The sequence below is a fragment of the Xanthocytophaga agilis genome (assembly GCF_030068605.1).
Lineage (GTDB): Bacteria > Bacteroidota > Bacteroidia > Cytophagales > 172606-1 > Xanthocytophaga > Xanthocytophaga agilis.
Genome location: NZ_JASJOU010000023.1, coordinates 61,839 through 87,356 on the forward strand (window position 1 = coordinate 61,839; position 25,518 = coordinate 87,356).

Annotated in this window: 15 protein-coding genes; 8 read left to right on the forward strand and 7 right to left on the reverse strand. The window is 40.3% G+C overall.

Annotated elements, in window-relative coordinates; all coding sequences use genetic code 11:
* Positions 1 to 946 precede the first annotated feature (946 nt).
* The 3 genes from QNI22_RS37760 to QNI22_RS37770 are packed head-to-tail and all read right to left on the reverse strand — an operon-like array spanning position 947 to position 4,778.
* A complete protein-coding gene (locus QNI22_RS37760) occupies positions 947 to 1,642 on the reverse strand; it encodes a LytR/AlgR family response regulator transcription factor (protein ID WP_314519484.1) in 696 nt (231 codons plus the stop codon).
* Positions 1,643 to 1,645: 3 nt separating this feature from the next.
* Positions 1,646 to 3,148 carry a serine hydrolase domain-containing protein gene (locus QNI22_RS37765; protein ID WP_314519486.1) on the reverse strand — a complete coding sequence of 501 codons (1,503 nt, stop codon included), beginning with the start codon at positions 3,146 to 3,148 and terminating at the stop codon, positions 1,646 to 1,648.
* A gap of 52 nt (positions 3,149 to 3,200) precedes the next feature.
* On the reverse strand, positions 3,201 to 4,778 hold the full coding sequence (locus tag QNI22_RS37770) for a sensor histidine kinase (RefSeq protein WP_314519487.1): 1,578 nt from the start codon (positions 4,776 to 4,778) through the stop codon (positions 3,201 to 3,203).
* 224 nt (positions 4,779 to 5,002) lie between these two features.
* On the opposite strand from QNI22_RS37770, the gene QNI22_RS37775 reads away from it, so the two are divergent.
* Positions 5,003 to 6,601, forward strand: a complete 1,599-nt coding sequence (locus tag QNI22_RS37775; RefSeq protein ID WP_314519489.1) for a Na+/H+ antiporter — start codon at positions 5,003 to 5,005, stop codon at positions 6,599 to 6,601.
* A gap of 440 nt (positions 6,602 to 7,041) precedes the next feature.
* Here the strand turns inward: QNI22_RS37775 and QNI22_RS37780 are convergent, their stop codons facing one another.
* The 3 genes from QNI22_RS37780 to QNI22_RS37790 form a co-directional block, all read right to left on the reverse strand.
* Positions 7,042 to 9,429, reverse strand: a complete 2,388-nt coding sequence (locus QNI22_RS37780) for an outer membrane beta-barrel protein (protein ID WP_314519490.1) — start codon at positions 9,427 to 9,429, stop codon at positions 7,042 to 7,044.
* 119 nt (positions 9,430 to 9,548) lie between these two features.
* Entirely contained in the window at positions 9,549 to 10,634 is a 1,086-nt protein-coding gene (locus QNI22_RS37785; RefSeq protein WP_314519492.1) for a helix-turn-helix domain-containing protein, read from the reverse strand.
* 200 nt (positions 10,635 to 10,834) lie between these two features.
* Complete coding sequence (locus QNI22_RS37790) at positions 10,835 to 12,388, reverse strand: FG-GAP repeat domain-containing protein (protein WP_314519493.1); 1,554 nt, start codon at positions 12,386 to 12,388, stop codon at positions 10,835 to 10,837.
* Positions 12,389 to 12,743: 355 nt separating this feature from the next.
* Between QNI22_RS37790 and QNI22_RS37795 the strand changes: the two genes are divergently transcribed.
* The 5 genes from QNI22_RS37795 to QNI22_RS37815 all read left to right on the forward strand — a co-directional run bounded on the left by QNI22_RS37795 (position 12,744) and on the right by QNI22_RS37815 (position 22,318).
* Positions 12,744 to 13,316 carry an RNA polymerase sigma-70 factor gene (locus QNI22_RS37795; RefSeq protein ID WP_314519494.1) on the forward strand — a complete coding sequence of 191 codons (573 nt, stop codon included), beginning with the start codon at positions 12,744 to 12,746 and terminating at the stop codon, positions 13,314 to 13,316.
* Positions 13,317 to 13,606: 290 nt separating this feature from the next.
* Positions 13,607 to 14,644, forward strand: a complete 1,038-nt coding sequence (locus QNI22_RS37800; RefSeq protein ID WP_314519496.1) for a FecR family protein — start codon at positions 13,607 to 13,609, stop codon at positions 14,642 to 14,644.
* Between the two features lie 237 nt (positions 14,645 to 14,881).
* The gene (locus QNI22_RS37805; RefSeq protein ID WP_314519497.1) at positions 14,882 to 18,214 is read left to right on the forward strand and encodes a TonB-dependent receptor; all 3,333 of its coding nucleotides are present in this window, start codon (positions 14,882 to 14,884) and stop codon (positions 18,212 to 18,214) included.
* A 33-nt stretch (positions 18,215 to 18,247) separates the two neighbouring features.
* On the forward strand, positions 18,248 to 19,867 hold the full coding sequence (locus QNI22_RS37810; protein ID WP_314519499.1) for a RagB/SusD family nutrient uptake outer membrane protein: 1,620 nt from the start codon (positions 18,248 to 18,250) through the stop codon (positions 19,865 to 19,867).
* Between the two features lie 66 nt (positions 19,868 to 19,933).
* Entirely contained in the window at positions 19,934 to 22,318 is a 2,385-nt protein-coding gene (locus QNI22_RS37815) for a beta-L-arabinofuranosidase domain-containing protein (protein WP_314519500.1), read from the forward strand.
* Positions 22,319 to 22,392: 74 nt separating this feature from the next.
* Here the strand turns inward: QNI22_RS37815 and QNI22_RS37820 are convergent, their stop codons facing one another.
* Positions 22,393 to 22,818 carry a hypothetical protein gene (locus QNI22_RS37820; RefSeq protein ID WP_314519501.1) on the reverse strand — a complete coding sequence of 142 codons (426 nt, stop codon included), beginning with the start codon at positions 22,816 to 22,818 and terminating at the stop codon, positions 22,393 to 22,395.
* 529 nt (positions 22,819 to 23,347) lie between these two features.
* Here QNI22_RS37820 and QNI22_RS37825 point away from each other — a divergent pair.
* Together QNI22_RS37825 and QNI22_RS37830 are read left to right on the forward strand one after the other, a co-directional pair.
* A complete protein-coding gene (locus tag QNI22_RS37825) occupies positions 23,348 to 24,925 on the forward strand; it encodes an NAD(P)/FAD-dependent oxidoreductase (RefSeq protein WP_314519503.1) in 1,578 nt (525 codons plus the stop codon).
* Between the two features lie 133 nt (positions 24,926 to 25,058).
* Positions 25,059 to 25,481, forward strand: a complete 423-nt coding sequence (locus tag QNI22_RS37830; RefSeq protein ID WP_314519504.1) for a Fur family transcriptional regulator — start codon at positions 25,059 to 25,061, stop codon at positions 25,479 to 25,481.
* The last annotated feature ends 37 nt before the right edge of the window (positions 25,482 to 25,518 follow it).

Sequence of the window (25,518 nt, forward strand, 5' to 3'; positions counted from 1 at the left end):
CTGAATTATATGCAGAACGCGTTTTGCGGTACGTTCAACGCAAGTGACATGGAGAAGAGGCTATTTGATTTGTTTGGAAGAAAATAGTTTTTGCCTAGAGTTCACCGCAAAATTGTTAATGCGTTGAATTAACCGCACGAAATTCTTTTGAACAGAATAAACCGCAAGCATTCACTTTGACCTGAACTCACCGCAAAAAATTTCATACGCATAATTCAAGTCAAATCCGGAGCGAATGCTGAATTACGTTGAGCCAATGTAGGGCGACCACGCCGAGTCGTGGCAGGCTGTGTTTGGATTTGGAAAGCATAATCTGAGATTGATTCCTGACAGAATTTTTGGGAAACAAGGCATACCCATAAACTCTACATTTTCAATAATGTTTTGTTAACCCAAGCACGGCCTGTGGGAACGCGTGTAATCTGCCAATCACCCTACATTGTCGAATTAATTAAATCATTCTCTGCATTATCTGAGATAATCCGCTTCTGTTCAAGCACATTAGAAGTACTATAGGCCCTTCTCTACTCCCACTAATCAATTGAAAGTGATGTTGATGGCATTTTGAGAGGTATTACTATGTATGTAAAATAAGCCTTTAACATAGGCCTTGATTGGCTATATATCTTATTGGTATATTTAAAACAGTAAATACCTGATAATAAGTCCTGTTACACTTGGTTACACAGATTTACACCGTTAGTTGCACATCTAAGTAATTGTAAGATAGACTAGTAACACTGGTTACACTTGTCTCTCATATACGCATATTTATTATAATATAATACTATATATAAAAGGGAGTATAGCTGTTGCTCTATTGTTCCCAGGAACTTTGGCAAAAAATAGCAAAACTCCGAAACCAGTGTTACCTGTCTGATTTTCAATGCATTAACATGTAACTTTGGCTGTAACCATGTGTATCCTGTGTAACTTATCGGAAGCCCTATCGGGCATTGATGCGTTCCCGAATCGTTATCAGGCTTTCTTCATAGGAAGCGCCAATGGGGATTTCATGGTCAGCTATCCAAAGCTGATGACGAGAAATTTTTTCAATTTTAGAAATAGCAATAATATAGGATCGGTGTACCCGAATAAATGCCCCTTCCGGCAGCATCTGAAGAATATCTGTCATAGTTTGCCGGCTTAACAGCTTTCGGCCTTTCAGCGTAAAGATCAGATAGTTTCCATCTGACTCAATGTAGAATATATCATCCAGCAACACTTTTTCTTCTTCATACCCTGTTTTGACAAAAATAAACTTCTCTGAATCGCCTTCCCGAAGTGTCTTTATTTCCAGGGCTTTTGTACACGACTTGGTAAATCGTACCAATGAAAAAGGTTTCAGCAGGTAATCAATAGCATCCAGTTCAAAACCCTGGACGGCATATTCGGAATAAGCGGTAGTAAATACAACCATCGGCACTCTTGACAACGTCTGCACAAACTCAATTCCTGAGATATCAGGCATTTTAATGTCTACAAACAACAGATCTATACGGTTTTGCCGAAGAAAAGGAATAGCATCAAAGGCATCTGTAAACGTAGCAACAAGTTCCAGGAAAGGCACCTTTGAGGCATGTCTGGATACAACTTCCAATGCACTGGGTTCGTCGTCAATAGCAATAGCGGTAAGTTTCATCAATTATTTTATCTTGGATAGTTTCCATTCCTGATCTTCTCTTTGTCCCTGTATACCATCAATGCTGCCATTCGCATCTCTCGAAAATGTATACTCGTTTTGAGGAAGCTCATACAAAAAGAATGTAGTATCATCTGTAAAATGCATCTCCCAGGTATTGCGGGAAGTACTATTGTGGTATAGAAGCTTTTCACCCTGTTTATATACTGTAATAGTCTGATCAGGTGCTTCACTCCAGGTATAGCTTCCAATATAAGCATCTGTAGTAGCAGAAGCCACTTTTATCTCTTTTTTCACTACCGGATTGTAAAAATCTTTCCAGGTATATATAGAAGCTACACTGTTTACCAATTCCCGGATTAGTCCGAAGTTATCGGAATTACACATAATTACGACTCCATTCCCTCCCTCTACAGAACCATAATATACAGACGAAAAGCCTTCATTCAAACCAGTATGCTGAAAATAGGCAGCCTCCTTTCCTTCCCTCATAAAAATGAATGTACCCAAAGCCACATCGTAACGAGGCAAATAAGGTGTAAGCATACGACGTGTCATTTTGGGCGATAATACCTTACTGGATTTGCCTTGCAAGGATAACTGCATCTCCAGCACAAATGTAGCAATATCCGTTGGGGTAGTCCATAAGCCTGCTGCAGCTTGTTCAGGATAGATATGGAACAAACTTCCTATTGGCTTACCATCATACCGATAGCCTGTAGCCAGCTCATGTTGTAATTTTACAGCAGGGGGCTGAGCAAAGGTACTGTGTACCATCCCTAAGGGGTTCAGAACCTCTGTCTGCATGTACTGAGCATACGTCTTTTGGGTCACATCTTCTACCAGAAGTTGTGTAAGGGTAGTGCCTCCTCCTGAGTACTCCATTGTGGTGCCGGGCTCTGCCATTAACCGTACTGCCGGAGAGTTGGCAGGTGGCAAGCCATCCAGTACCTGTAGCAAAGAAGGACGAGGCTCCTTGTCTGTATAGCCAGCAAATCCATGTACTGAGAGCCCGGCAGTATGACTTAGCAGATTGCCAAGAGTAATTACTTTTCTATGTGCCAGGGAGTCATACGGAAACTTCCAGCGTTTCAGGTACTGATTAATATCTTTGTCCAGTGCTACCTGCTGATTCTGTACCAGCTTCAGGCATCCTATGGCATTCAGCGACTTGCTGATTGAGGCTGCCTGAAACAGTGTATTTTCTGAAACAGGTCTTTTATCTGTGGTATCTGCCCAGCCGTATCCCTTTGCCCATTCGATCTGGTAGTTATGGATCACAGCAATACTTACCCCCTTTACATTGTAAAAACGCATCCGTTCAGCCAGTGTCCAGTTAGGTCTTCCGTCAATCTGCATCCAGGTGCACAAATTCTGCTCTACCTGCTTGATCCGTTTTTCGATCTCAGCCGTGTAGCGCCTGGTAGGCTGGGCTCTGACTGTTGACATACATCCTATAAGAAGGAGGCATATCTCAAGGAAGAATAGCGTTAAGTATGTTTTCATAGTTGTAGTTACTAAATAGGTGTAAGTGTTCTGATAGTATGGTATCACTGAATTACCAATAACGCAAAACCAGAGAAGCAAAATAATCCTGTCCTGACTGTTCTATATTGAGTGTATATCGATCCGGATAAAGCAAATCCAGCCGCTTGCGTACATTTTCCAGACCAACTCCAGATTTATTCTCTTCCGGATCATTTTCCAGCTTGGCATGCATCGAATTGTGTACTTTAAAATATAGGTGTGTAGCATCCAGCGTAAGCGTGATATATATCCAGGAAGGTTGCCGGAAGCTGATACCATGTTTGAAGGCATTCTCGACAAAGGGGTTCAACAACATGGGAGCAATGTATATTTCTTTGTCTGGCTGTTGAATGTTTACCCGTATTTCGATAGGGTGGGATTCATCCAGACGCATACGCTGTATAGCAATGTAGTTATACAAATATTCCGTTTCCTTGGTTAAGGGTATTCGCTCCTGATTATTTTCATGGAGCATAAACCGCATCATATCGCCTAACTTCTGAATGCCATCTGATGTTTTTTCGGCATTTTCTCGCAAGGCAGCAGCATATAGTGTGTTGAGAGCGTTGAACAAAAAGTGAGGGTTGATCTGCAAACGAAGTGCAATTAGTTCAGCTGATTTATGCGAAATCTGTGTCTGCAACTGGATCTTTTCTTTGGTAAAGACCTGCCGCAGATACATAATTACCAAAGGAACAATCAGCAATATAGTCAGAATAGCTACAATTCTCTTGTTGCGGCTTATTTCCAGATCAAAATCATTGGCCGCAATCCAGGTCATGGCTGTACCAGCTATACATATAATAAAGTAAATAACCAGATACTGAATAACCAGATTCCAGGCCGAATGTTGAATGGCAGGGAGCAATCGGTCATAGCAGAACTTTTGCAGAATAAAAACCAATAACCCCAGCACCAGCATATAAAAGAAATACCGGAATGTGCCATCAGCCAGGTTTTCCATAGGCATATCAAACAGAAATTCCGGCACCTCGCCTATTAAAGCAAAGCCTAGTATTAGTGAAGCCAGGCATATCAGTAGAAAATACCCAATGTATACCTGATTCCCCTTCTGATCTTCGTTGAGTTTGGTATGAATATAATAATAGAGTTGAGCTACACATTCATAATATCCAATGATGGTGAGCATTACCACCGTAGAGGATATGACATTACGCTGACGATACAGAGAGTAAGCCCCTGCCCCAATAACATTCCCGTTTTCATCGCGATAGTATTGCGGAAATTGCCGAAAGTACAGATAAACAAAAACCCCTGCTCCTGCTAATACCAATGTCATGACCAAAAAAATGAAGGTTTTGTCGTCCTGTTGTGCCTCTTTGATTTTGGGAAAAGTATGGTAATGAAACACATACCAGGCTGCAACAAAAAAGATAGTGCATCCAGCAACAGGCAGACACGTATTTACCCCAAAGTTATACCCTTCAATTTCTGCTATCTGATAGGCAACTCCACCCTGTAACTCAGGCTCAGACAGAAACTTAAACAGATTCTGGTATTCCTCAAAATAACGACGTACCAGATAAATGATAGTGGCAATAAAAATAAAGAGGGCTTCGTAGAACCTGACCTTGTTGAGCGTGTGCATAGTACCATTGATTTTTCATCAAAACTATATGCTGAGAAGGGATCTGTGGCAAAAATGGGATGAAACTTTAGAAAAATGGGATGAATGCATCTGTAGAAAGGATAATGGATAAAATTTTTGGGATGACTCATGTTTTCTTTTCTTTCCAAACACGGAACCTCCCGTTTGATCGCACATTTTTGATAAATTATTATCTTGGCATTACAAATCTCAACCCAACCTCTATGCATCAAACCTTACTATTATGTATTTCTTTATTACTGGCAGTTTCGTTATTTGTAATGCTTGGGCAGCGCCTCCGCATTCCTGTTCCGATCTTTCTGGTATTGAGTGGTCTTGTCGTAAGCTGGATTCCGGGAGTACCACGTATATCGATTGATCCAGATCTAATCTTTCTGATCTTTCTGCCACCCTTATTGTATGAAGCGGCCTGGTATACTTCCTGGAAAGAGTTCTGGCGATGGAGACGTATCATTGTTGTACTGGCTTTTGGCCTCGTTGTATTTACTGCCTTTGCGGTTGCCTATGTTTCACAGGCTCTGATTCCGGGTTTTACAATGGCGCTGGGATTTCTATTGGGAGGCATCATTTCGCCACCGGATGCTGTTGCAGCTTCTTCTGTCCTGAAAGAGATTAAAGTTCCCAAGAGGGTTATTAACATTCTGGAAGGAGAAAGTCTGGTCAATGATGCAGCCAGCTTGGTTGTATTTCGGTTTGCCCTGGCAGCTATAGTATCTGGCTCGTTTGTCTGGAAAGATGCAGCAACAGGCTTTTTTTCAGTTACAATTTTTGGCATTGGCGTTGGATTAGGCGTTGCAGGTGTGTTTTATGTGGTTCATCGATGGCTCCCGGCTACTACACGTATCAATATTCTAATGACCTTTATGGCTCCTTATGTCATGTATCTGGCAGCAGAGGAACTTCATGTGTCGGGTGTAATGGCAGTGGTAAGTGGAGGGTTATTCCTGTCCTATCACAGACATCAGATTTTTAATCATACAGTCCGTATTCAGGGAGCTGGCATGTGGGCTACTGTAGTATTTGCGATGAATGGATTAGTTTTTATCCTTATAGGTTTGGAACTGCCTGTCATTGTCAATGGGCTGGATGGCTATTCCAAAGGAGAGGTGATATGGTATGCGATTGTTATCACATTGCTGGTTATTGTTACACGGATGGTAGTGGTGATGTTCACCTCTATTTTTACACGGATAGTAGGAGGAGTGATTCCGGTAGCCGAACGAAGACCAGGCTGGCGTGGACCTATCATTGTAGGTTGGGCAGGTATGCGAGGGGTGGTTTCTCTTGCGTCCGCCTTATCCATTCCGCTTACACTGGATACAGGAGCAGCATTTCCACACCGAAATCTGATTCTGTTTATCACGTTCATAGTTATTCTGGTTACACTGGTATTCCAGGGGTTAACTTTACCCTATATTATCCGAAAGGTCAATTACGCGGATCCTGATCATCTGGCTTCTGAACATGAACAGATTGCAGCCATCCGAAAAAAACTGCTTCAGGTAGCCCTTATACAATTGGAAGAAAATCATTCAGACAAAGTCATTACCAATGAACTGATTGCCAACCTAAAAAACCGGATGGAGGATGATCTGTACCTGCAAACTAACCATTTGGAAGCAGTAGTACTTGATGAAGAGAAAATGGCGGAATATAATGAAGTCTTTGCGGATATAGTAGCCGCTAAACGAAAGGAGTTGTATCAGTTACGCCACAGAAATGAGTTTGATGACGAGGTAATCCGAAAAGAAGAAGCCTGGATTGACCTGGAACAGGAAAAGATTAATCATTCTGTACACTAAGCTGTTATCTCTAGGATAACTTATTGATAAAGGCAGGAAAACAAAAATTCCCCGATGGAAACCTTCGGGGAATTTCAGTAACAAACCACTTACAACCTAAATTTTATTTTTATATCTAAACCAGACGTTGCGTCTGAGGATATGTCTGCTTGACTTACACTACAAAGGTACTACATTTACATCCCCTTTGTAAAGTCATAATTTACTGATTATCATACATGAATGCTTTCCTGCCAGAATTTTGAAAGCCCACCTTGAAAAGCAGGTAAATAACTGATAAATAAGCAGATATAGTATCATAAGGACATACAGAAAATAATCTGTAGCAGAAAAGTCATACAGTTTTTATGTATTTCCCCTGTATTTCTTTCATTTACCACCTCTAACATACTGATAATAAACCAACTAACTGAGTACATTTTCTTTTCAATGCAAGCATTTTACTTTGCTCTTTTTTCTTCATCTGTCGTTCTGTTGTCCTTACTGGTATAGTTGCCTGTTCCGAAATTATATACAAGTGTAAATACCAGCCGACGGGTAGCATAACGATGTGCCAATTGGTTATCTATGATTTCTTTTTCCCGAAATACCAGTTTGTATGCATGTGTATAGAAAATATCATAGAAGGTTAGTCGGGTATTTAGCTTATCCTTTAGCCAGCTTTTCTGTAATCCAATATCTGCTGAGCCGAAGGCTTTGCGTACATACAGGCTACTACCTCCCTTTGACTGATACCGATAGGTAAGATCTGCCGTAACTCCCTTAGGTAAAGTAAAAACATGACTTCCATTGATACTAAAATCCGTGACTCCTATCGCATAAACCTTTCCCAGATAAGGCATCTGTTGTTTTAAATAATAAATACCCAGGTTATGTGTCATTTTCCACCACTGAGTAAGGTTAGAGCCATAGCTGGTTTCCAGATTGGCAAAATCTGCATAAGGCAGGTTAGTACCCAGATACAGCAACTCATTGGTGGTCCGGTTGTATTCCGGATAGCGAACCATATAGTCTTTTTCTCTCCCTGCTGTTATACCAACTGTAAAAGCATGATAGGCATACGACAGATTTGCCGATGTTGTAACTGAAGGACGCAGGTATGGGTTGCCTACCCAATAATTGAGAGGGCTATAATAGAAACGAAAAGGATTTAACTGACTAAAATCCGGACGTGTAATGCGTCGATTTGCATTTAGGCTAATGCGGTGATCTTGTCCTAGTTGATAGCTGGCATTTATTCCGGGTAGCCAGGTAATATACTCTCGTTTTCGTACAGTATTTTGTAAGACAGAGTTCGCGATAGTACGTGTGTATTCTGTACGGAGACTTACTCTCATATCAAGTTTATTACGTTTATACCCATAGGAAACATACCCGGCATGAATGTATTCGTCATACGTAAACCGATTGGTCCGCCCGGCATCAGGCACAAATTGTTGCTCCGTATTTAATGTATCATAACGCAGATCATTGTTTGTACGCACTATAGCCAACTTAGCTCCTGTCTGCCAGTTACCTGATTGTGTATTTCGGGAATAATCGGCCTGTATATTTCGAATCGCTATAGTATTTCTCAGGGTTGTTTTCCAGTAATTTGTCCGTTCATTCAAAAATTGATTCCAAATCTGAATGTCTTCATTCTGTCGATTCTGGATATTTGTCAGTGAGCCAAATAAATTCAGCCGACTGTTTTTTGAAAAGGTCAGAGTATAAGCCACGTTCAAGGCATCATTGATTTGTATCGGAGCATATTTATTGGTGGTTTGACGAACATCCAGGAGTTCATACTGTATAGGTTCCCGAAACGAAAGCTGGTTAACAGTAGTCGCATTTCGATTGGCTCTATATGTTTTAAGAGAGACCTCAATGGTATGCTGAGGATTTATCGTATAATCAACAGTTGCCTGAAGGTTCAGGTTATTATTGGTAGTACGTGTGTGGGTATGGGTTGTCATGATATTTGTATTAGCCAGATGTTGCAAGGCAGTATACAGATAGTAGTCGTCGCCTCCTACATAGCCTGTTCTGAGTATATAGGTAGCCCGTTTGGAACGGTAAGCAACATTCAGTGTATTGTCTGAGGACGAGTACATATTCTGACGAAATGCGGAGTTGAAGAGGCCTTTCCAACCCAACGACTGATTTTGTCTTAACTTGATATCAATAATGGCTTTGTATTGACCATCGTATTGGGCAGACGGATTGGCAATAAGGTCTATGGACTCAATCATATCAGGAGACAAGGCTTTCAGGTAAGCCAGGGATTCCTCCGCACTCATAGGTACAGGTTTGCCGTTGATAAAAATAGCGGGAGTATTTCTCCCTGATACCAGAATAGAACCATCCGGGTCAACAGTGAGTCCGGGAGCTTTACGCAAAATATCCAGAATATTGGAGGAGGATTTAAACAGGCTATTGCCAGCTACCTGAATTACGGTTTTCATGGGTTCATAGCGGATAGCATTTCTCTCACCTTTTACAATTACCTCCGCTAACTGTTTGGCATCTTCTGCCATAACGATAGTTTCAAGCTGTATGGTTGCCTGTTCAGGATAAATAGTAAATTGACCTACATAAGCCTGATGACCCAGCAAAGACACCTGAAATCTATAATGGCCAGTCTGTAGCCCTCTAAACACAAACTTACCTGCAGAATCTGTTTGTACACCTGTCAGCAACAACGAATCTGCCTCTGTAGATAGTCTCACTGTAGCAAGATAGACAGGAATATGATTGCTGTCCGTGACCTGTCCACGAACAATAACCTGGGCATGAAGTAAAACAGTGCTCAGTAACAGCACAGCAGTTAGAGAAAGAAATTTAAGCATAAGTCACATTTGTTACATTCGAAATTGAATGCCCAAATATGTAGTGAATGCCTACTCTCTATGTCCTGATCTTGGATTCCGGGCGTACGGATTTATAAATTTGTACTGTTTCAGGCATATTAACGTACTAAAGAGGCATCCGATCGTTTCGCTAGATCCTCTTTATACATAAGTGGTGTGGTAGCTTTGATCTTCTTAAATGCAGTATAGAAAGTGGATTTGGAATTAAAGCCTACTTCATAGCCTATAGCTTCTAAAGAAAACGGATGCCCCTGGGCTATCATCCGACAGGCTTCTTCAATCCGATACTCATTCACATAGGATGTAAAGTTCTTTCCCAGATTGTCGTTCAGTAATTGTGACAACTGATGAGCAGGTATGTTTATCGATTTAGCCAGTTCACTTAGTGTGAGGTTGGGATTTTTGAATAATCCCCCTTTAACCATTTGCTGCTCCAATGTTGTTACTAAATTCATAACTGTAGCCTCATCTACCTTCCTGACCGGATTTTTTGCCGGAACCACATAAAATTGTTCTGCAGTCCGGCTGTGATACAGATGTATAAAAATCATTGCATATAACACCAATGAGAATATAATAGCTCCACCATAGTAGGTTTCACAAATATCTCGGATTAAATAGGCCATCATAAACGATAGAAATATAGCCACGTTTACTGAATAGATAGCCAGCAACCAGTTTTCAGCAGGTTTAAGTGCATCACTTGTACTACGGATACGGGCAAAAAGACCTCTTATAACTACTCCAGCTGCAATGATATACAACGTCCATACAGCATACACAACCTGAATACTATATTTCCTCCAAAGTTCGGGATAGGTAGCATAACGGTACATTACTCCCATAAAAACAATCGCTGCCAGCAAGGCTCCTATCTGGTATTTCCAGCTACGGGGGACTTGTGTTAACTGATCAATAGACGATTTAAGAAAGAAAAATAACGCTGGCCCAATCAACAGACAAGCTGAAATTCCAATCTGTCGATAGATTTCAGGTAGATTAGAATCAAAATATATTAATACGGCCTTACCAATACGCAGACTCAGTGCAGCCATCAAACATCCCAGGAAAAAGCTGGAAAGATTTCTTCGTTTAGCCAGAAACATAAAATAAATGGCCAGCAGAATACCATTAAAAGCTCCCAGAGCTCCAATAAAGAACAGGATATATTTACCATCATGCATACACTTGAGGCAGGTTACTTATAACAAAAAGTAACCCAATATACTAAGCTGAATAATGGCGAAAAAGCAATTATGGATGTACGGATAAAAAACATACTTTTAGTAAAACAGACTGGATTGTTCCTACTCAGTAATCAGGCAAGTAAAATCAACAGGATTTCTTCTTACTCTTCTACACTAAAAACCATTTCTCAATCCTGTCATTTATGTAGTTGATCATGTTGATTCATAAACAGGATCAAACCCGTTTTAGACGACTTCCATTGCTGATCCAGATAATCTGGTACACCACCCGGTGTCTGTGCAAATAAACCCAATAATATATCCATATCTCCATCCTGATCAATATCCCCTTTTTCGAGGGTAAGAGATTTAACAGGCAGATCACTTTGATGGGTGAAGGAGGTAAATTGTATATGGTCTCCTCTGCTCGTATTTTCCAGATACACAAATGATTCATTCAGTAACTCACCATAATCAGGAAAGAAGGCCGTTAAAGCAATATCAATATCATCATCTTTATCAAAATCATCCGCAATGACTCTTGTTGCTCCATATACGGGATAAAAGTATTTCTCATCAAACTTTCCATTGCCTCTGTTTAAATGTATACGAATGCCATGAAATGCTTTCAGAATAGGTGAGTGATCTGCATTGTCTCCATGAGCGGTGATAATATCAGTAAGTCCATCCTTATTAAAATCTATCAGCACCATATCTGTTGTGCCAAAATGTGGAGGAAAACGCAGTACTCGTTTAGCTTTAAACTGCAAATCCTCTTTCTGCTGGAAAATGTACACAGACTCATCCCCTTGAGCAAACATAGCAATGATATCTTTTTCGCCATCACCATCCATATCCTGTACAAAACACTTTATGGCTCCAGGGATATTCAATAGTACTTGCTCAGTATAAACTTCCTCAGAAGTATGTCGGGTATAGACAGACAGAGAGCCTATCTTATTACCAAATTTACAGACCACAATTTCCGGAATACCATCATTATTCAGATCTTCAATCTGTGTATGAACAGGCCTGTGAAGAGATCGCAGCCATATACTGTCTTTGTCTCTGGCAAGCAGATTAATTGAACCAGTATTCAGTTCGGTAGGAAATAAATTCCCTATTTCTGTCAGATAGGTAACATTCTGGTAAAAGGTAAAATCTACCACTGGGCTTTGGGTAGTCATACTATAGGTAACACCTTGATTCCATTGCCAGTTATAAACCTTCTGGTAGTTATCTCCTATCCATATGGAGTGAGTCTCGTTATTATATTTCAAACCAGTTATCAGAGAGGGAAAGTTATTCTGAAGGGAAATATCTTTTCTTACAAATTGCTCCAATGGTGTATTACGGGTAAGCCGGTTCTTATCTACAGGAACTTCATCTGGAGCATTGCGAATGATATATTGAGACAATTGATTCCACTCTTCCTGCGTTAAAACAGGTTGTTTAGGAATAATGTTATTTGAGGCCGCTATCTCTTTTTCTTCGGGTGTTAGTCCTCTGAGTGGATCAAAACCCGGATAGATAATACCCATACGACTTGCCATCACAGGTAAAACCCGGGACTCCCATATTTGCTTGGTCAAACTGGAAGGCTTAGGAAGCATATGACAACTCCCACAATGGCTAAAATACAGAGTCTGGCCATTATCAAGTGCTGCTCGTTGAATAGTCTGAAAAGAGCTAATGCTTATACTTATTAGTATAAGAACACAAGCAAAAATAGTAATCTTTATAAATCTCATAGCAGGCGACCTTTTTAAATATCTATTACAAGTATTAGCTGTAATATAGTTAAGATTGAATAAACACCATCACCTACTTATCTTATTTTAGTGAAAATACCTTACTATCAATTTCCACCAAATAGAGAAAACTGTCTTTAAGAAAAATTGACAAAAATTATAAAACCACCTATCTCTCCAGTCACTTCTTTCTGATAGAACTTTACCAAGAATGGTAACCCATATCTCATCATAGCTTAATCGACTGCTTACAACAGAGCCACTAAACCAAGTATAGTTCAAAAAAACATGTATTTTTTTATATTTACTAAACAGATATCTTTACCTTTGTTAAAAATCACTTTATGAGCTGCCAATGAGAAACTTTAGTGATGCATACCTTTTGGAAAAATTGTGTCAAAATGACACAACGGCATTTGAAGAGATCTATCACCGATATAGCTCTAAGGTATATCGGATTGCTTATAAGAAACTGTATTCTAAAGAAATAGCAGAAGAACTGGTACAGGATCTGTTTACCAAACTTTGGCTAAAACGCCATGAGTTACATATTACTGGCTCTATTGAGAGTTATCTGGCAATTGCTATTCTCAATGCTGTAACTACCCATATCCGAGCCTGCTTAGTGCGAGAAAAATATGCCTCACAAATACAATGGGATCATTACCTGAGAGAAACCAATACGGAAGATATAGTATGTGTTAACGAACTGGAAGAAACCTTACAGAGAGCGATTTCCAGTATGCCTGAAAAATCCAGAGAAGTATTTTTATTAAGCCGCTATGAAAGCCAATCAGCCAACCAGATAGCAGAGCATCTTAACATTTCTCATAAAACAGTGGAATATCATATGGGGAAGGCACTAAAATATCTTCGGGTTCATCTTCGTGACTTTGTAACACTTATTATCTTCTGGTTTACTTTCTGAAAAGTATTTTTTCAGTCTCTCTCCTCTTATTCCTAAAATAGGCTAGGCTAAACTACAATAACCAATACATTCTGGTATTTTCTCTTATCCCAATAGCTTCGTTTGTAGCTATTTATCATGGGATTTTATCTGCCAGCTAGTAGTAGTAATCACTAATCAATATTTTTTTGCATTGTCACTAGGGATACTTTATCCATAGGCGTCTCTAGTTATAAAAAGGATAATATTTTGAATAAATCCATTATAAAATTAGACAAAAAACATCTTTCCGAATCATTGCCTGTGTTTGTATGAATCAAGAAAAACTTATTGAGCTATTAGACAAATATAAGAAGGGGGAACTTAGTCAGGAAGAAAAGATTGTTTTTGCACAATGGTTTCATATGTTGGGGAAAGACATTGCTGACCCATTGCCGACTGAAGCAGAAGAAAAGGAATGGACTAAAACAAACTGGAATAAACTGCTAACAAATCTGGATGTACAAAACATACAAACTGTACCAACCCAAACACCCTCTTATTTCCGATGGTGGGTAGCCGCTTCTATCCTATTGATAGCAGGTTTAACACTTTGGTATTATAAATCATCTGACACAGAAAACACATCTGTCATTAGCCAGATAGAAAGTATGCGTTTGATTGAAAAAACAAACAATACAGCCCAGGTTATATCTCTTGCATTGGAAGATAGTAGTACTGTTTTACTACAACCAGGAAGTACACTAAAGTATCCTACAAACTTTGAATCAGAACAAAGAGAAGTCTTTTTAACCGGGGAGGCCTTCTTTCAGGTAGCACGCAATCCGGAAAAACCATTTCTGGTATATACGGGTGATATCATTACCAAAGTATTGGGTACAAGTTTTACGATTAAAGCATATGAAAAGTCTTCAAGCATCCAGGTAAGTGTAAAAACGGGAAAAGTTTCAGTATATAAAACTGTTGATCAACAAAAGAAACCAGATGCTGAAAATGCACAAACCAATGCATTAATATTAACACCCAATCAACAGGCGGTCTATCATCTTGAAAGCAAAGAACTTACTAAAAGTCTGGTAGATAATCCTCAGGTATTAGATACAAAAAATGCAACTCAACAGTTAGTCTTTCAGAACAAGCCACTTACTGAAGTATTTGCTGCATTGGAAGAAGTATATGGAGTAGATATATCCTATGATCGGCATGTATTGGCAGGCTGTACTTTCACAGCTGACCTATCAGACAACTCGACACTACAGGATAAGTTAACTATTATTTGTAAAACTATGTCAGGAAGCTTTCAGGTAACAGATACAATGATTGTGATTACATCAAAAGGATGTAACTAAAAAGTCTATAAAAACCATCTCTCACATATTCGATAACCACCAAAAATCCAATATACATGAATAGACCAAGACTTAACAAATAACATTCTTGCGGAAAGGTAAGAGTCAGCGATGTGCCAGCATCACTGACTCTGAATTGTCCCTTCTCTCATCTATAAAGGCAAGTGAGAGTACCACATGTAGCATGTGACAGGGATTGTATTGCCTTTTGTTGACACACAAAAGCAAAGTAAAAATATGCAAACAAAACGACAACTTCCTAAAATTGTTTGGAAAATCATGAAGATCTCAGCCCTCCAGATAAGTATAGTTCTTCTATTCGGGGGTATTGCTCTTGCTAACCATTCCTATTCATATGCACAGGCTGATCTCAGTAAAAAAGTGACTCTACAGTTTGATAATCAACAACTACATGTTGTACTGAGTCAGATTGAGAAAATGACGAATATCAAATTTTCTTATATACCACAGGCCATCTTACCTGAGCGTAAAGTCAGTGTTCATGCTGATAATAAGGCGGTCGAAGATATTTTACAAACCATTCTCCAGCCTTTAAATATAAATTATGAAGTAGTAGGCAGCCAGGTGGTTTTAAGTAAAAGGATAGCTGATGATTCTTCAAATGGAAAGATGGATGCCAATACCTCGACTAGTGTAAATGCCTATGCAATCACTATTACAGGCACTGTCACAGACGAAAACGGCAATGGACTCCCTGGGGTGAGCGTGAGTTTGAAAGGTACAACTACTGGTACCTCTACCGATAAAGATGGAAAATACTCGCTGGCAATACCTAGTGAAAATGGTACTCTGGTATTTTCATTTATAGGGTATACCACTGAAGAAATTGCCATTAACAACCGCAATGTCGTAGATATCAAACTGGTTCCAGACATCAAAGCACTATCAGAAGTAGTAGTTGTCGGATATGGCACGCAGCGCCGGGTAGAAGTAACCAGTGCTGTGCAAACAGTGAAAGCTGAAAACTTTGTCAAAGGCCCTGTACTGGATGCAGGTCAGTTGCTACAAGGTAAAGTAGCAGGACTTAGTATTACAGCACCCAGTGGTGATCCTACCAGTGGCTCACAGATTTTACTTCGTGGAAATACAACCTTATTAGGTGCAAACTCTAATCCGCTGGTAATTATTGATGGTATACCAGGCGATTTGAAAACAGTGTCTCCTGAAGATATTGAAAGTATTGATGTATTAAAGGATGGTTCGGCCGCAGCTATTTATGGAACACGTGGAACCAATGGGGTTATTCTGGTGACCACCCGCAGAGCAGGAGCTAACTTTACCAATAGTGTAGAATACAGTGGCTATGTAAGTACACAAACTATTGCCAGAAAGTTGAATATGTTGACAGCCGCAGATTATCGCAGTCAGATTACGTCTGGTCAACGGGATGCATCCTGGGATCTGGGCAGCTCTACAGATTGGCTGAAAGAGAGTACGCAAACTCCTATCTCTCACGTTCATAATATTACTTTTAGAGGAGGTAATAATACAACTAATTATCTGGCAAATGTTAACTATCGTTCACTTCAGGGGATATTCAAAAAATCAAATAATGAAACGTTCACTGGCAGAATAGATATCAATCACTCTATGTTCAATGACAAGGTGAAGCTGAATATGGGTATTCTGAATGCAAACAATAAATATACGACAACAGGTGATGGATTTAGTTTTAGTGGATATACTTATCGCCAAACCTTAATCCAAAACCCAACGGCTCCGGTTAAAGATTCAACAGGGCACTGGTTTGAGCAGCCCAGCTTGTTTAATTATGAAAATCCACTGGGACGGATTTATGAAAGCGATGGGGAAAACTCTTCTCAGAATACAAGGCTGAATGCCTCTCTTACATTTAACCCTATAAAAGATCTGAAGTTATCAGCGCTGGTTTCGTATACTAAGTTCAATGAAAACAGAGGATATGCAGAAACCAAAAACCATATTTCCACTCTGCGGGATGGCAAGAATGGTTATGCATCTGTAGGAGCCAGTAGCAATGTAAGCAAGCTGATGGAGCTAACTGCTCAATACTCCAAGGAGATTAATAATCATAAGTTTACAATTTTAGGTGGTTATAGCTATCAGGATAATATGTATACCAACTTCTGGATGCAGAACTGGGACTTTCCAACGGATCGCTTCAGCTATAATAATATTGGTATTGGGAATGCATTAAAAACAGGTCTGGCACCCGAGTTTAGTACTAAAACACTTACCAATCTGATTGGCTTCTTTGGTAGGTTAACCTACAACTACAATGAGAAGTATCTGTTGATGGTTAGCTTACGTCATGAGGCTGCCAGTCAGTTATACGGGACCAAACAACCTTGGGGTAACTTCCCGGCAGTATCCGCAGGCTGGCGTATTAGCAGTGAACCATTTATGCGCAATCAAAATGTGATAGATGAGTTAAAACTTCGTGCAGGATATGGGGTTACAGGTACACAACCCAGTGATTTGTTTTTGGGTGTAGCAATTCTCAGCTATGGAAACTATGTATATTCAGATGGCAAATGGATTCAAACGCTTGGACCTTCTCAGAACCCCAATCCTAACTTACGCTGGGAAGAAAAACATGAGAGCAACATTGGTATAGATTACTCCTTATTGAAAGGCAAGATAAGTGGTAGTGTAGACTATTATATCCGCCGCATCAATGGACTATTGTATGACTTCCAGGTACCAAGTCCTCCAAACTTATACCCTTCTACCCGTGCAAACGTAGGAATTATGGAAAACAAAGGTCTGGAAGTAATGCTTAACATCACCCCGGTTCAGACACAGGATTTCCAATGGACAACCAGCTTTAATTTCTCTACCAATACCAACAAGCTGGTGAGTCTTTCCAACGATATCTATAAAACCACCAACAATTACTTCACTACAGGATCTACGGGTGAACCTATTCAAACCTTTACCAACATTGTCACTGTAGGCAAAAACATTGGTGACTTCTATGGATTTAAAGTAGTAGACATTTCAGAAGACGGAAAATGGATATATGAAGGCCGTGATGGCAAACCTGTGGCTTATGATGATTTTCAGCATGCCTTTGAAGATAAGAAAGTATTGGGCAATGGACTTCCTAAATTTTATGCAGGATGGAATAACAACTTCCGGTACAAAAATTTCGATCTGAGCGTTACCATGCGGGGAGCCTTCAAATACCAGATTCTGAACTTCCAACGCATGTATTATGAAAATACAGGTTTACAACAATACAATCGTCTGAAGTCAGCCTACGACAAAGTGTATGGCAAGGCCGTTTTAAGTACGAGTATGCCGCTAGAGTTCAATAGTCATTATGTTGAAAACGGCGATTTCTGGAAGATAGACAACATCATTCTGGGCTACAATATTCGTAACCTGAACAACAAATACATTCACTCTGCACGTGTGTATGTGTCTACATTAAACACATTCATCATTACAGGTTATAAGGGAATAGACCCTGAAGTAAACCGCCTCGGATTAAACCCTGGCAACGATGAACGGGATAAATATCCAACTACCCGCACATTTACCGTTGGGGTTAATCTAAACTTCTAAGTCTATTTCTTTTATCTTTATTCTCTTACACATATGAAATTTTCGACTCTACATAAATATTTTATTGTTGGCATTCTGGGCATTTCTGCCTGTACCAGATTGTATGATGTAAGTTACAATCAGATTATTGCTGGTCAGTTTAATCCTACCACCAGTGATATAGCGGCATTGGTAGGTGCGGCCTATACAAACTGGCGGGATGTACTACAGCAATGGAATGGTTTGTTTCGGATACAGGAAGTATCTGCCGATCAACTGGTGATCCCATCCCGTCCCAATGGATGGGTAGATGGAGGTATCTATCGCCGGATACATGAACACAAATGGACACCTGATGACGACATTACTATCCAGACCTGGGGGCGGTCTTTTGCGGGTATTACCAACTGTAACCGTATCATTTACCAGATTGAATCAGGAGGTATACCTATCACAGATGCGAAAGAAGCTACACTAGCAGAATTGAAGGTACTTCGGGCTTCCTATTATTATGTGCTTTGTGACCTATATGGCAATGTACCTATCATTACGAAATTTGATCTTCCTGAAGGACAGCTACCAGAACAAAATACCCGCAAAGAGGTCTATGAATTTATTGTAAAGGAAATTACAGACAACCTGCCTCTGCTAAGTGAAGACAATAATCAATCTACGTATGGACGGTTTAATAAATGGGCAGCCCATGCCCTGCTGGCAAAGGTATACCTGAATGCAGAAGTATATAGTGGCACAGCAGCCTGGGATAAATGCATTGAGCAGTGTGACGCTGTCATCAATTCTGGTGCAGGCTTTGCCTTAGAGGCCAACCAGAAAGATGTCTTCCAAACAGAAAATGAAACCTCTAAAGAGATCATTTTCGCTCTCCCATTTGATGAAAAATATGTAACTGCCTGGAATTCTTTTTCCATACACATGGAAACGTTACAACCTTCTAATCAGGCTACTTATAATCTTCAATTTACACCCTGGGGAGGTATCTGTGCTATCCCTCAATTTATCGACACCTTCGATCCAGACGATAGTCGCCTGAAAAACAACTGGATTCAGGGACAACAATACTCGTCCAGTGGAGTAGCCCTAAAGTCTACACTGGGAGCCTATGCAGGCCAACCTCTGAGTTTCATTAATGAACTTCCGGGAGTAGACCAATCGGAAGAAGTGCATGGATTTCGCTTAGGTAAATTTGAGATTGCCGATAACTCTACTGTTAATCTTAGTAACGATTGGCCATTGCTACGTTATGCCGATGTGTTGATGATGAAAGCAGAATCTTTATTACGCACTGGAAAAGCGGATGATGCAGCGACACTGGTTACTCAGGTAAGAGCACGTAATTTTACTTCTAATCCTGCGAAAGCCACTGTAACAGGTGCAGATCTGATGAAAGGCAGTAGCTATGACTATGGCTTACGCAATCACCTGACCAGCACTGATGAAGGCGGTGCAGATATTCAATATGGTCGATTCTTGGATGAGCTGGGCTGGGAATTTGCACAGGAAGGCCGTCGTCGTCAGGACCTGATCCGTTTTGGAGTGTTTACGAATAAATCCTGGTTGTCACATAGTCCCAATGGCGATTACAGGACACTACTACCTATACCACGGCCCGAAATAGCTAAAAATGGAAATTTAAGTCAGAATTCTGGCTATTAAATAGTAAACCCTTTCTGGTAAAATAGGAAGGGTTTTTGCTTTTCTTTATAAAATCACATTAGTCACATGAAAAAAATCATTTTCTCATCTGCCTGCTTTCTGATTTCACTAGGATCTGCTCTATCTCAGATCAAACCGGTTGAGCCCAGTAAAGCTGCCCGGTTTCCATTACAGGATGTAAAATTGCTTGATAGCCCCTTCCTTAATGCAGAACAGACCGACCTAAACTATATACTATCTCTTGATCCGGACAGACTACTTGCTCCATTCTTACGGGAAGCTGGATTTACACCCAAAGCAAGCAGTTATACCAACTGGGAAAATACAGGTCTGGATGGTCATGTAGGAGGGCATTATCTTACGGCTCTGGCACTGATGTATGCTTCTACAGGCAATACGAAAGTACAGGAACGCCTGAATTATATGATCAGCGAACTAAAACGTTGTCAGGATAAAAATGGCAATGGGTACATAGGTGGCACTCCTGGTGGACTGGAAATGTGGAAGCAGGTAGCACAGGGCAAAATAGAGGTAAGTAATTTCTCCTTGAATAATAAATGGGTACCGTGGTATAATATTCATAAGCTGTATGCTGGTTTACGGGATGCATACTGGTATGCGAACAATCAGGATGCAAAGGAAATGCTGATTAAGTTATCAGACTGGGCAGTGAAGCTGGTAGCCAATCTGGATGAAGCACAGATTCAGAAAATGCTTACAGCTGAACATGGAGGAATGAATGAGATCTTTGCCGATGTAGCATCCATTACTGGTGATAAAAAATACCTGGAACTAGCCCGGAAGTTTTCACACCAGATCATTCTGACACCTTTAACTACAGATCAGGATAAACTCAATGGACTACATGCCAATACACAGATTCCCAAAGTAATTGGATTTAAACGTATCGCTGAACTGGATGGAGATAAGAGCTATGAAGAAGCTGCTCGTTTCTTCTGGGAAACGGTTGTCAATCACCGATCAGTAGCGATTGGAGGCAATAGTGTACGGGAGCATTTTCATCCCGCCTCTGACTTTACGTCGATGATCACAGATGTAGAAGGGCCGGAAACCTGTAATACGTATAATATGCTGAAACTTACAGAAAGTCTATACCAGACTTCTGCAGAGGTGAAGTATATAGATTATTATGAGAAGGGATTGTATAACCATATCTTATCTTCCCAACATCCGGATCGGGGTGGCTTTGTGTATTTTACCCCAATGCGTCCCAGACATTATCGAGTATACTCTCAGCCACAATCCAGCTTCTGGTGCTGTGTAGGATCAGGTCTGGAAAACCATGCCAAGTATGGGGAGATGATTTATGCCCATTCTGCCAATGAACTATTTGTCAATTTGTTTATACCTTCGTCGGTATCCTGGAAAGAAAAAAATCTCACCCTCACTCAACAAACCCGCTTTCCAGATAATGAAGATGTTACTCTTCTGATTGAGGCAAAGAAACCAACTACATTCGAATTAAAAGTACGCTATCCATCCTGGGTATCAGCAGGAACCTTAACAGTCAGCATTAATGGCAAAGCAGAAAAGATAACAACTACTCCTGGAACATATATCTCTCTAAACCGAAAATGGAAAACAGGAGATAAAATAGAACTGCATATCCCCATGGCAAACCGTCTGGAACAGATTGCCGACCATACGAATTATTACGCCGTGTTTCATGGTCCGATTCTGCTGGCAGCTAAAACAGATACAACTGACCTGACAGGATTATTTGCTGATGACAGCCGGATGGGCCATGTCGCCAAAGGTAAACTATATCCACTATCAGAATCACCCTTATTGGTTGGAGAGGAAAAGAATTTACTTGCCAGCCTCACACCTGTAACAGGCAAATCACTGACATTTACAGCTTCAGATGTGATCTATCCCAAAAAGTACCAACAGGTAGAGCTTATCCCATTCTTCCGTTTACATGATGCCCGTTATGTTGTTTACTGGCCTCAGACTACCCAGGCGCAAATTGCTCAAACACAGGAAATGCTGGCGAAAAAAGAATACATCAACCTAAAAGACGAAAAACGCACAATAGACAAAGTTTTCCCAGGAGAACAGCAACCCGAATCAGATCATTTCTTTATCGGAGAAAATACCCAGACAGGCATACATAAAAATCGTCACTGGCGCGATGCCCGTGGCTGGTTTAGTTATGTACTAAACAACAAAGAGAAGAAGGCTACCCTTCTACAGGTTACATACTATGGCCTGGATAAAGATCGCACGTTTGATATATTTCTGAATGATGTGAAAGTTACCAGCGTCACATTGGATGGCAGCCGTGGAGATCAGTTTTTTACAACTGAATATCCTATTCCTGCTCAGGTTATACAAAAAAGCAAAGACGATAAGATTGTCGTAAAGTTTGTCGCTGCGATTGGTTCTGTAGCAGGTGGAGTGTATGATGTACGCCTGCTGAAAAACTAATAATAAGTCAAAAACAAAAAGGCTTGGGGAAACTGACATTCCATAAGCCTTTTTGTTTCGTAACATAGTATGGATTAGTCTTTAGCAGCCTCCTGAAAATTTTCATTCAGGTATTCTGAAAGCTTTTCAAATTCAGCCTGGTTGTATCTATCTATCAAATCAATACGTTTCCCATCCTGTAGTTTTATATCTATTGCTCTTCCATCTTTATCCAATCCAAATGAAGTGTAATTACTCTCTTCCCAGCTTTGTATATTCTGCAATAAGTATCTTCTTTCCTTCTGAAATAACAATTTAACTACCAGGATATTTTCTTCCAGAAAAAATTGTTTGAGATGACGTATATAACTACGGGTATTAAGAAAGGCAGTTATAAAATTCAGAAAAACTAACAACCATTTTTCCTGGACAGACAATCTATTGGAGCTAAATAATGAAAAAGATATGAACCCAATAGCAAAAGCCCAACCTCCTATATGAAGTAATACTTTCTTTTTCATAATGTAATTCTGGAAAGGGACATATGTAAAATCAAAAAATATTCGGAAAGGTATAAAGTGTTAACACGAAAAGAATTGTGATCGGAATTCCGATCTGTTTTCAATAAAGATTGATTCTCTTTAAATAGTATTCGAAAATGTTTTTGACTTGTATTCCGATCATTTTTGCGTTTGACCAGAATACCGATCATATCTAAAAAATATTCGAATAATGGTCAGATTGACGTTTGACCTAAACTCCGGTCAAACTCACCAATGACTGGAACTCCGGTCATTTTCTCAAAATATCGGAATACCGATCATATTGCAGAATTATCCGTATTCTGATCACTTCTCAAAACTATCGAAATTCTGATAATTGCTGATCCTAAACAGAATAGTGATAATTGTAAAACGGGATCAATATTTTAATCACACACCAACACAATCATCTGAGGCCATCCACTCTTCCCCTCTATTTCTACTCAGAATTTTTGTACCTTTGCAAAAATTCACCTACTCATTCAAGGTTAACTCCCTTGCTCTATCTATGAAAAAGACACTGGAATGGGTACTTCCTCCGGAAGTAGCCTATGATGACATTCGTTTTGAACAGGAGGTTCGCAACCAATTACGCCTCACACCTGATACACCTGCCTTTATTCGTAAAATACGTCGTTCTATAGATGCCCGCAGCCGACAGATTAAAGTAAATCTGGCAGCAGATGTCTATATCAATGAACCAGTCCCTCCGCTTTTGTCTTTTGAAAAATCCTATACAGATGTCAGCAAAAAAGATCAGGCAGTTATCGTTGGGTTTGGTCCGGCAGGCATGTTTGCGGCATTGCGTCTGATTGAAATGGGGATCAAACCGATTGTGCTGGAACGGGGTAAAGACGCTCGTAATCGTCGTCGGGATCTGGCAGCTATCACCAAAGATCATGTTGTAAATCCAGATTCCAACTATTGTTTTGGTGAAGGAGGTGCAGGAACCTATTCAGACGGAAAGTTATATACCCGTTCTAAAAAACGGGGTGATGTGCGTCGTATTCTGGAAATACTGGTAGCCCATGGAGCCACCTCTGAAATTCTGGTAGATGCTCATCCTCACATCGGGACCAATAAACTACCTCAGGTCGTAACAGCAATTCGCGAAAGTATTCTGGAAGCAGGTGGCGAAATCCGATTTGATACTAAAGTCACAGACTTTATTTTAAAAGATGGTGAGATGCGCGGTGTTATCACACACCAGGGAGAGAAAATAGAAGGACTTGGTGTTATTCTGGCGACAGGCCATTCCGCAAGAGATATCTTTGAATTACTACATACCCGCAATATACTCATCGAAGCCAAACCATTTGCCATGGGGGTGCGGGTAGAACACCAGCAACAATTTATTGACAGTGTTCAATACCACTGCGCCGTTCGTGGCAACTATCTGCCTGCTGCTTCCTATTCACTGGTAGCACAAGCCCGATACAAGGGAGTTGAGAAAGGTGTTTTTTCGTTTTGTATGTGTCCGGGGGGGTATATTGTGCCTGCAGCCACAGCACCTGGTGAGATTGTAGTCAATGGAATGTCTCCATCCCGACGCGACGGCCAATTTGCTAACTCAGGGATGGTGGTATCTGTAGATGAAGCAGACTGGAAACCATATGAAAAGCTAGGTCCACTGGCAGGGCTACAAATACAAAAAGTATTGGAACAAACTGCATTTCAACTAGCAGGACAAACACAAACTGCACCAGCACAGCGTCTGCAGGATTACGTAAACGGTAAAATATCCTCTTCCTTACTACCTACCTCCTATCAGCCTGGACTTGTCTCTGTAGATATGACTACTATTCTTCCACCTTCTATTGCTGTTCGTTTGCGGGAAGGTTTAAAGGTATTTGGCAAACAGATGAAAGGCTATCTCACCAATGAGGCTCAGATGGTAGGTGTAGAGAGCCGGACGTCTTCGCCTGTGCGTATTCCAAGAGACAAAGAGACCTTGGAACATCCACAAATCAAGCGGTTATTTCCATGTGGTGAAGGAGCCGGCTATGCAGGTGGTATTGTTTCAGCAGCTATGGATGGCGAACGCTGTGCTGAACAACTGGTGGCACACTATCAAAACAAAAAATGAGTAGTCAATCTTAACGCACTCAGGAACCTCCCTGAAAAATAAAGAGTTATATCTACAAGGATGCACTTTTACCTATAGAAAATTGACTCCCTGCTCAAGAAATGGTAACTTGCTTAAAAAATCAGAAACTGCTGTGAATTCTTCTGTCAAACTACTAAAAGATCATAAACTGCGGAATACTTCCTGTCGGGAAGAGGTGTTGGATTTCTTTTTGGAAAAAGATGCAGCCCTTTCACATTCCGATCTGGAATCTCAGTTAAGTGATTCCTTTGATCGTGTAACGTTGTATCGTACATTAAAGACGTTTCTGGATGCAGGCCTAATTCACAAAGTGCTTGACGATGAAGGAGGAGCTAAATATGCATTGTGTAAAAGCCATTGTACCGATCATCACCATCTGGATAATCATGTGCACTTTAAATGTATGAACTGTGGCAAAACCAGTTGCTTGGATAGTATAACCATTCCTTCTGTTAGCCTACCCAAAGGGTATGAAGGAACAGATGTTTATTTGCTAGTACAGGGAGTTTGCCGGATTTGTGGCGAAAAAAATTAATAAGGCATCACATTCATTATTTATATACTTGCAAAAA

Bases quoted from the DNA above. Each gene is read 5' to 3' on its own strand.
- QNI22_RS37760 (WP_314519484.1), bottom strand. From the start codon at position 1,642: ATGAAACTTACCGCTATTGCTATTGACGACGAACCCAGTGCATTGGAA.
- QNI22_RS37765 (WP_314519486.1), bottom strand. From the start codon at position 3,148: ATGAAAACATACTTAACGCTATTCTTCCTTGAGATATGCCTCCTTCTT.
- QNI22_RS37770 (WP_314519487.1), bottom strand. From the start codon at position 4,778: ATGCACACGCTCAACAAGGTCAGGTTCTACGAAGCCCTCTTTATTTTT.
- QNI22_RS37775 (WP_314519489.1), top strand. From the start codon at position 5,003: ATGCATCAAACCTTACTATTATGTATTTCTTTATTACTGGCAGTTTCG.
- QNI22_RS37780 (WP_314519490.1), bottom strand. From the start codon at position 9,429: ATGCTTAAATTTCTTTCTCTAACTGCTGTGCTGTTACTGAGCACTGTT.
- QNI22_RS37785 (WP_314519492.1), bottom strand. From the start codon at position 10,634: ATGCATGATGGTAAATATATCCTGTTCTTTATTGGAGCTCTGGGAGCT.
- QNI22_RS37790 (WP_314519493.1), bottom strand. From the start codon at position 12,388: ATGAGATTTATAAAGATTACTATTTTTGCTTGTGTTCTTATACTAATA.
- QNI22_RS37795 (WP_314519494.1), top strand. From the start codon at position 12,744: ATGAGAAACTTTAGTGATGCATACCTTTTGGAAAAATTGTGTCAAAAT.
- QNI22_RS37800 (WP_314519496.1), top strand. From the start codon at position 13,607: ATGAATCAAGAAAAACTTATTGAGCTATTAGACAAATATAAGAAGGGG.
- QNI22_RS37805 (WP_314519497.1), top strand. From the start codon at position 14,882: ATGCAAACAAAACGACAACTTCCTAAAATTGTTTGGAAAATCATGAAG.
- QNI22_RS37810 (WP_314519499.1), top strand. From the start codon at position 18,248: ATGAAATTTTCGACTCTACATAAATATTTTATTGTTGGCATTCTGGGC.
- QNI22_RS37815 (WP_314519500.1), top strand. From the start codon at position 19,934: ATGAAAAAAATCATTTTCTCATCTGCCTGCTTTCTGATTTCACTAGGA.
- QNI22_RS37820 (WP_314519501.1), bottom strand. From the start codon at position 22,818: ATGAAAAAGAAAGTATTACTTCATATAGGAGGTTGGGCTTTTGCTATT.
- QNI22_RS37825 (WP_314519503.1), top strand. From the start codon at position 23,348: ATGAAAAAGACACTGGAATGGGTACTTCCTCCGGAAGTAGCCTATGAT.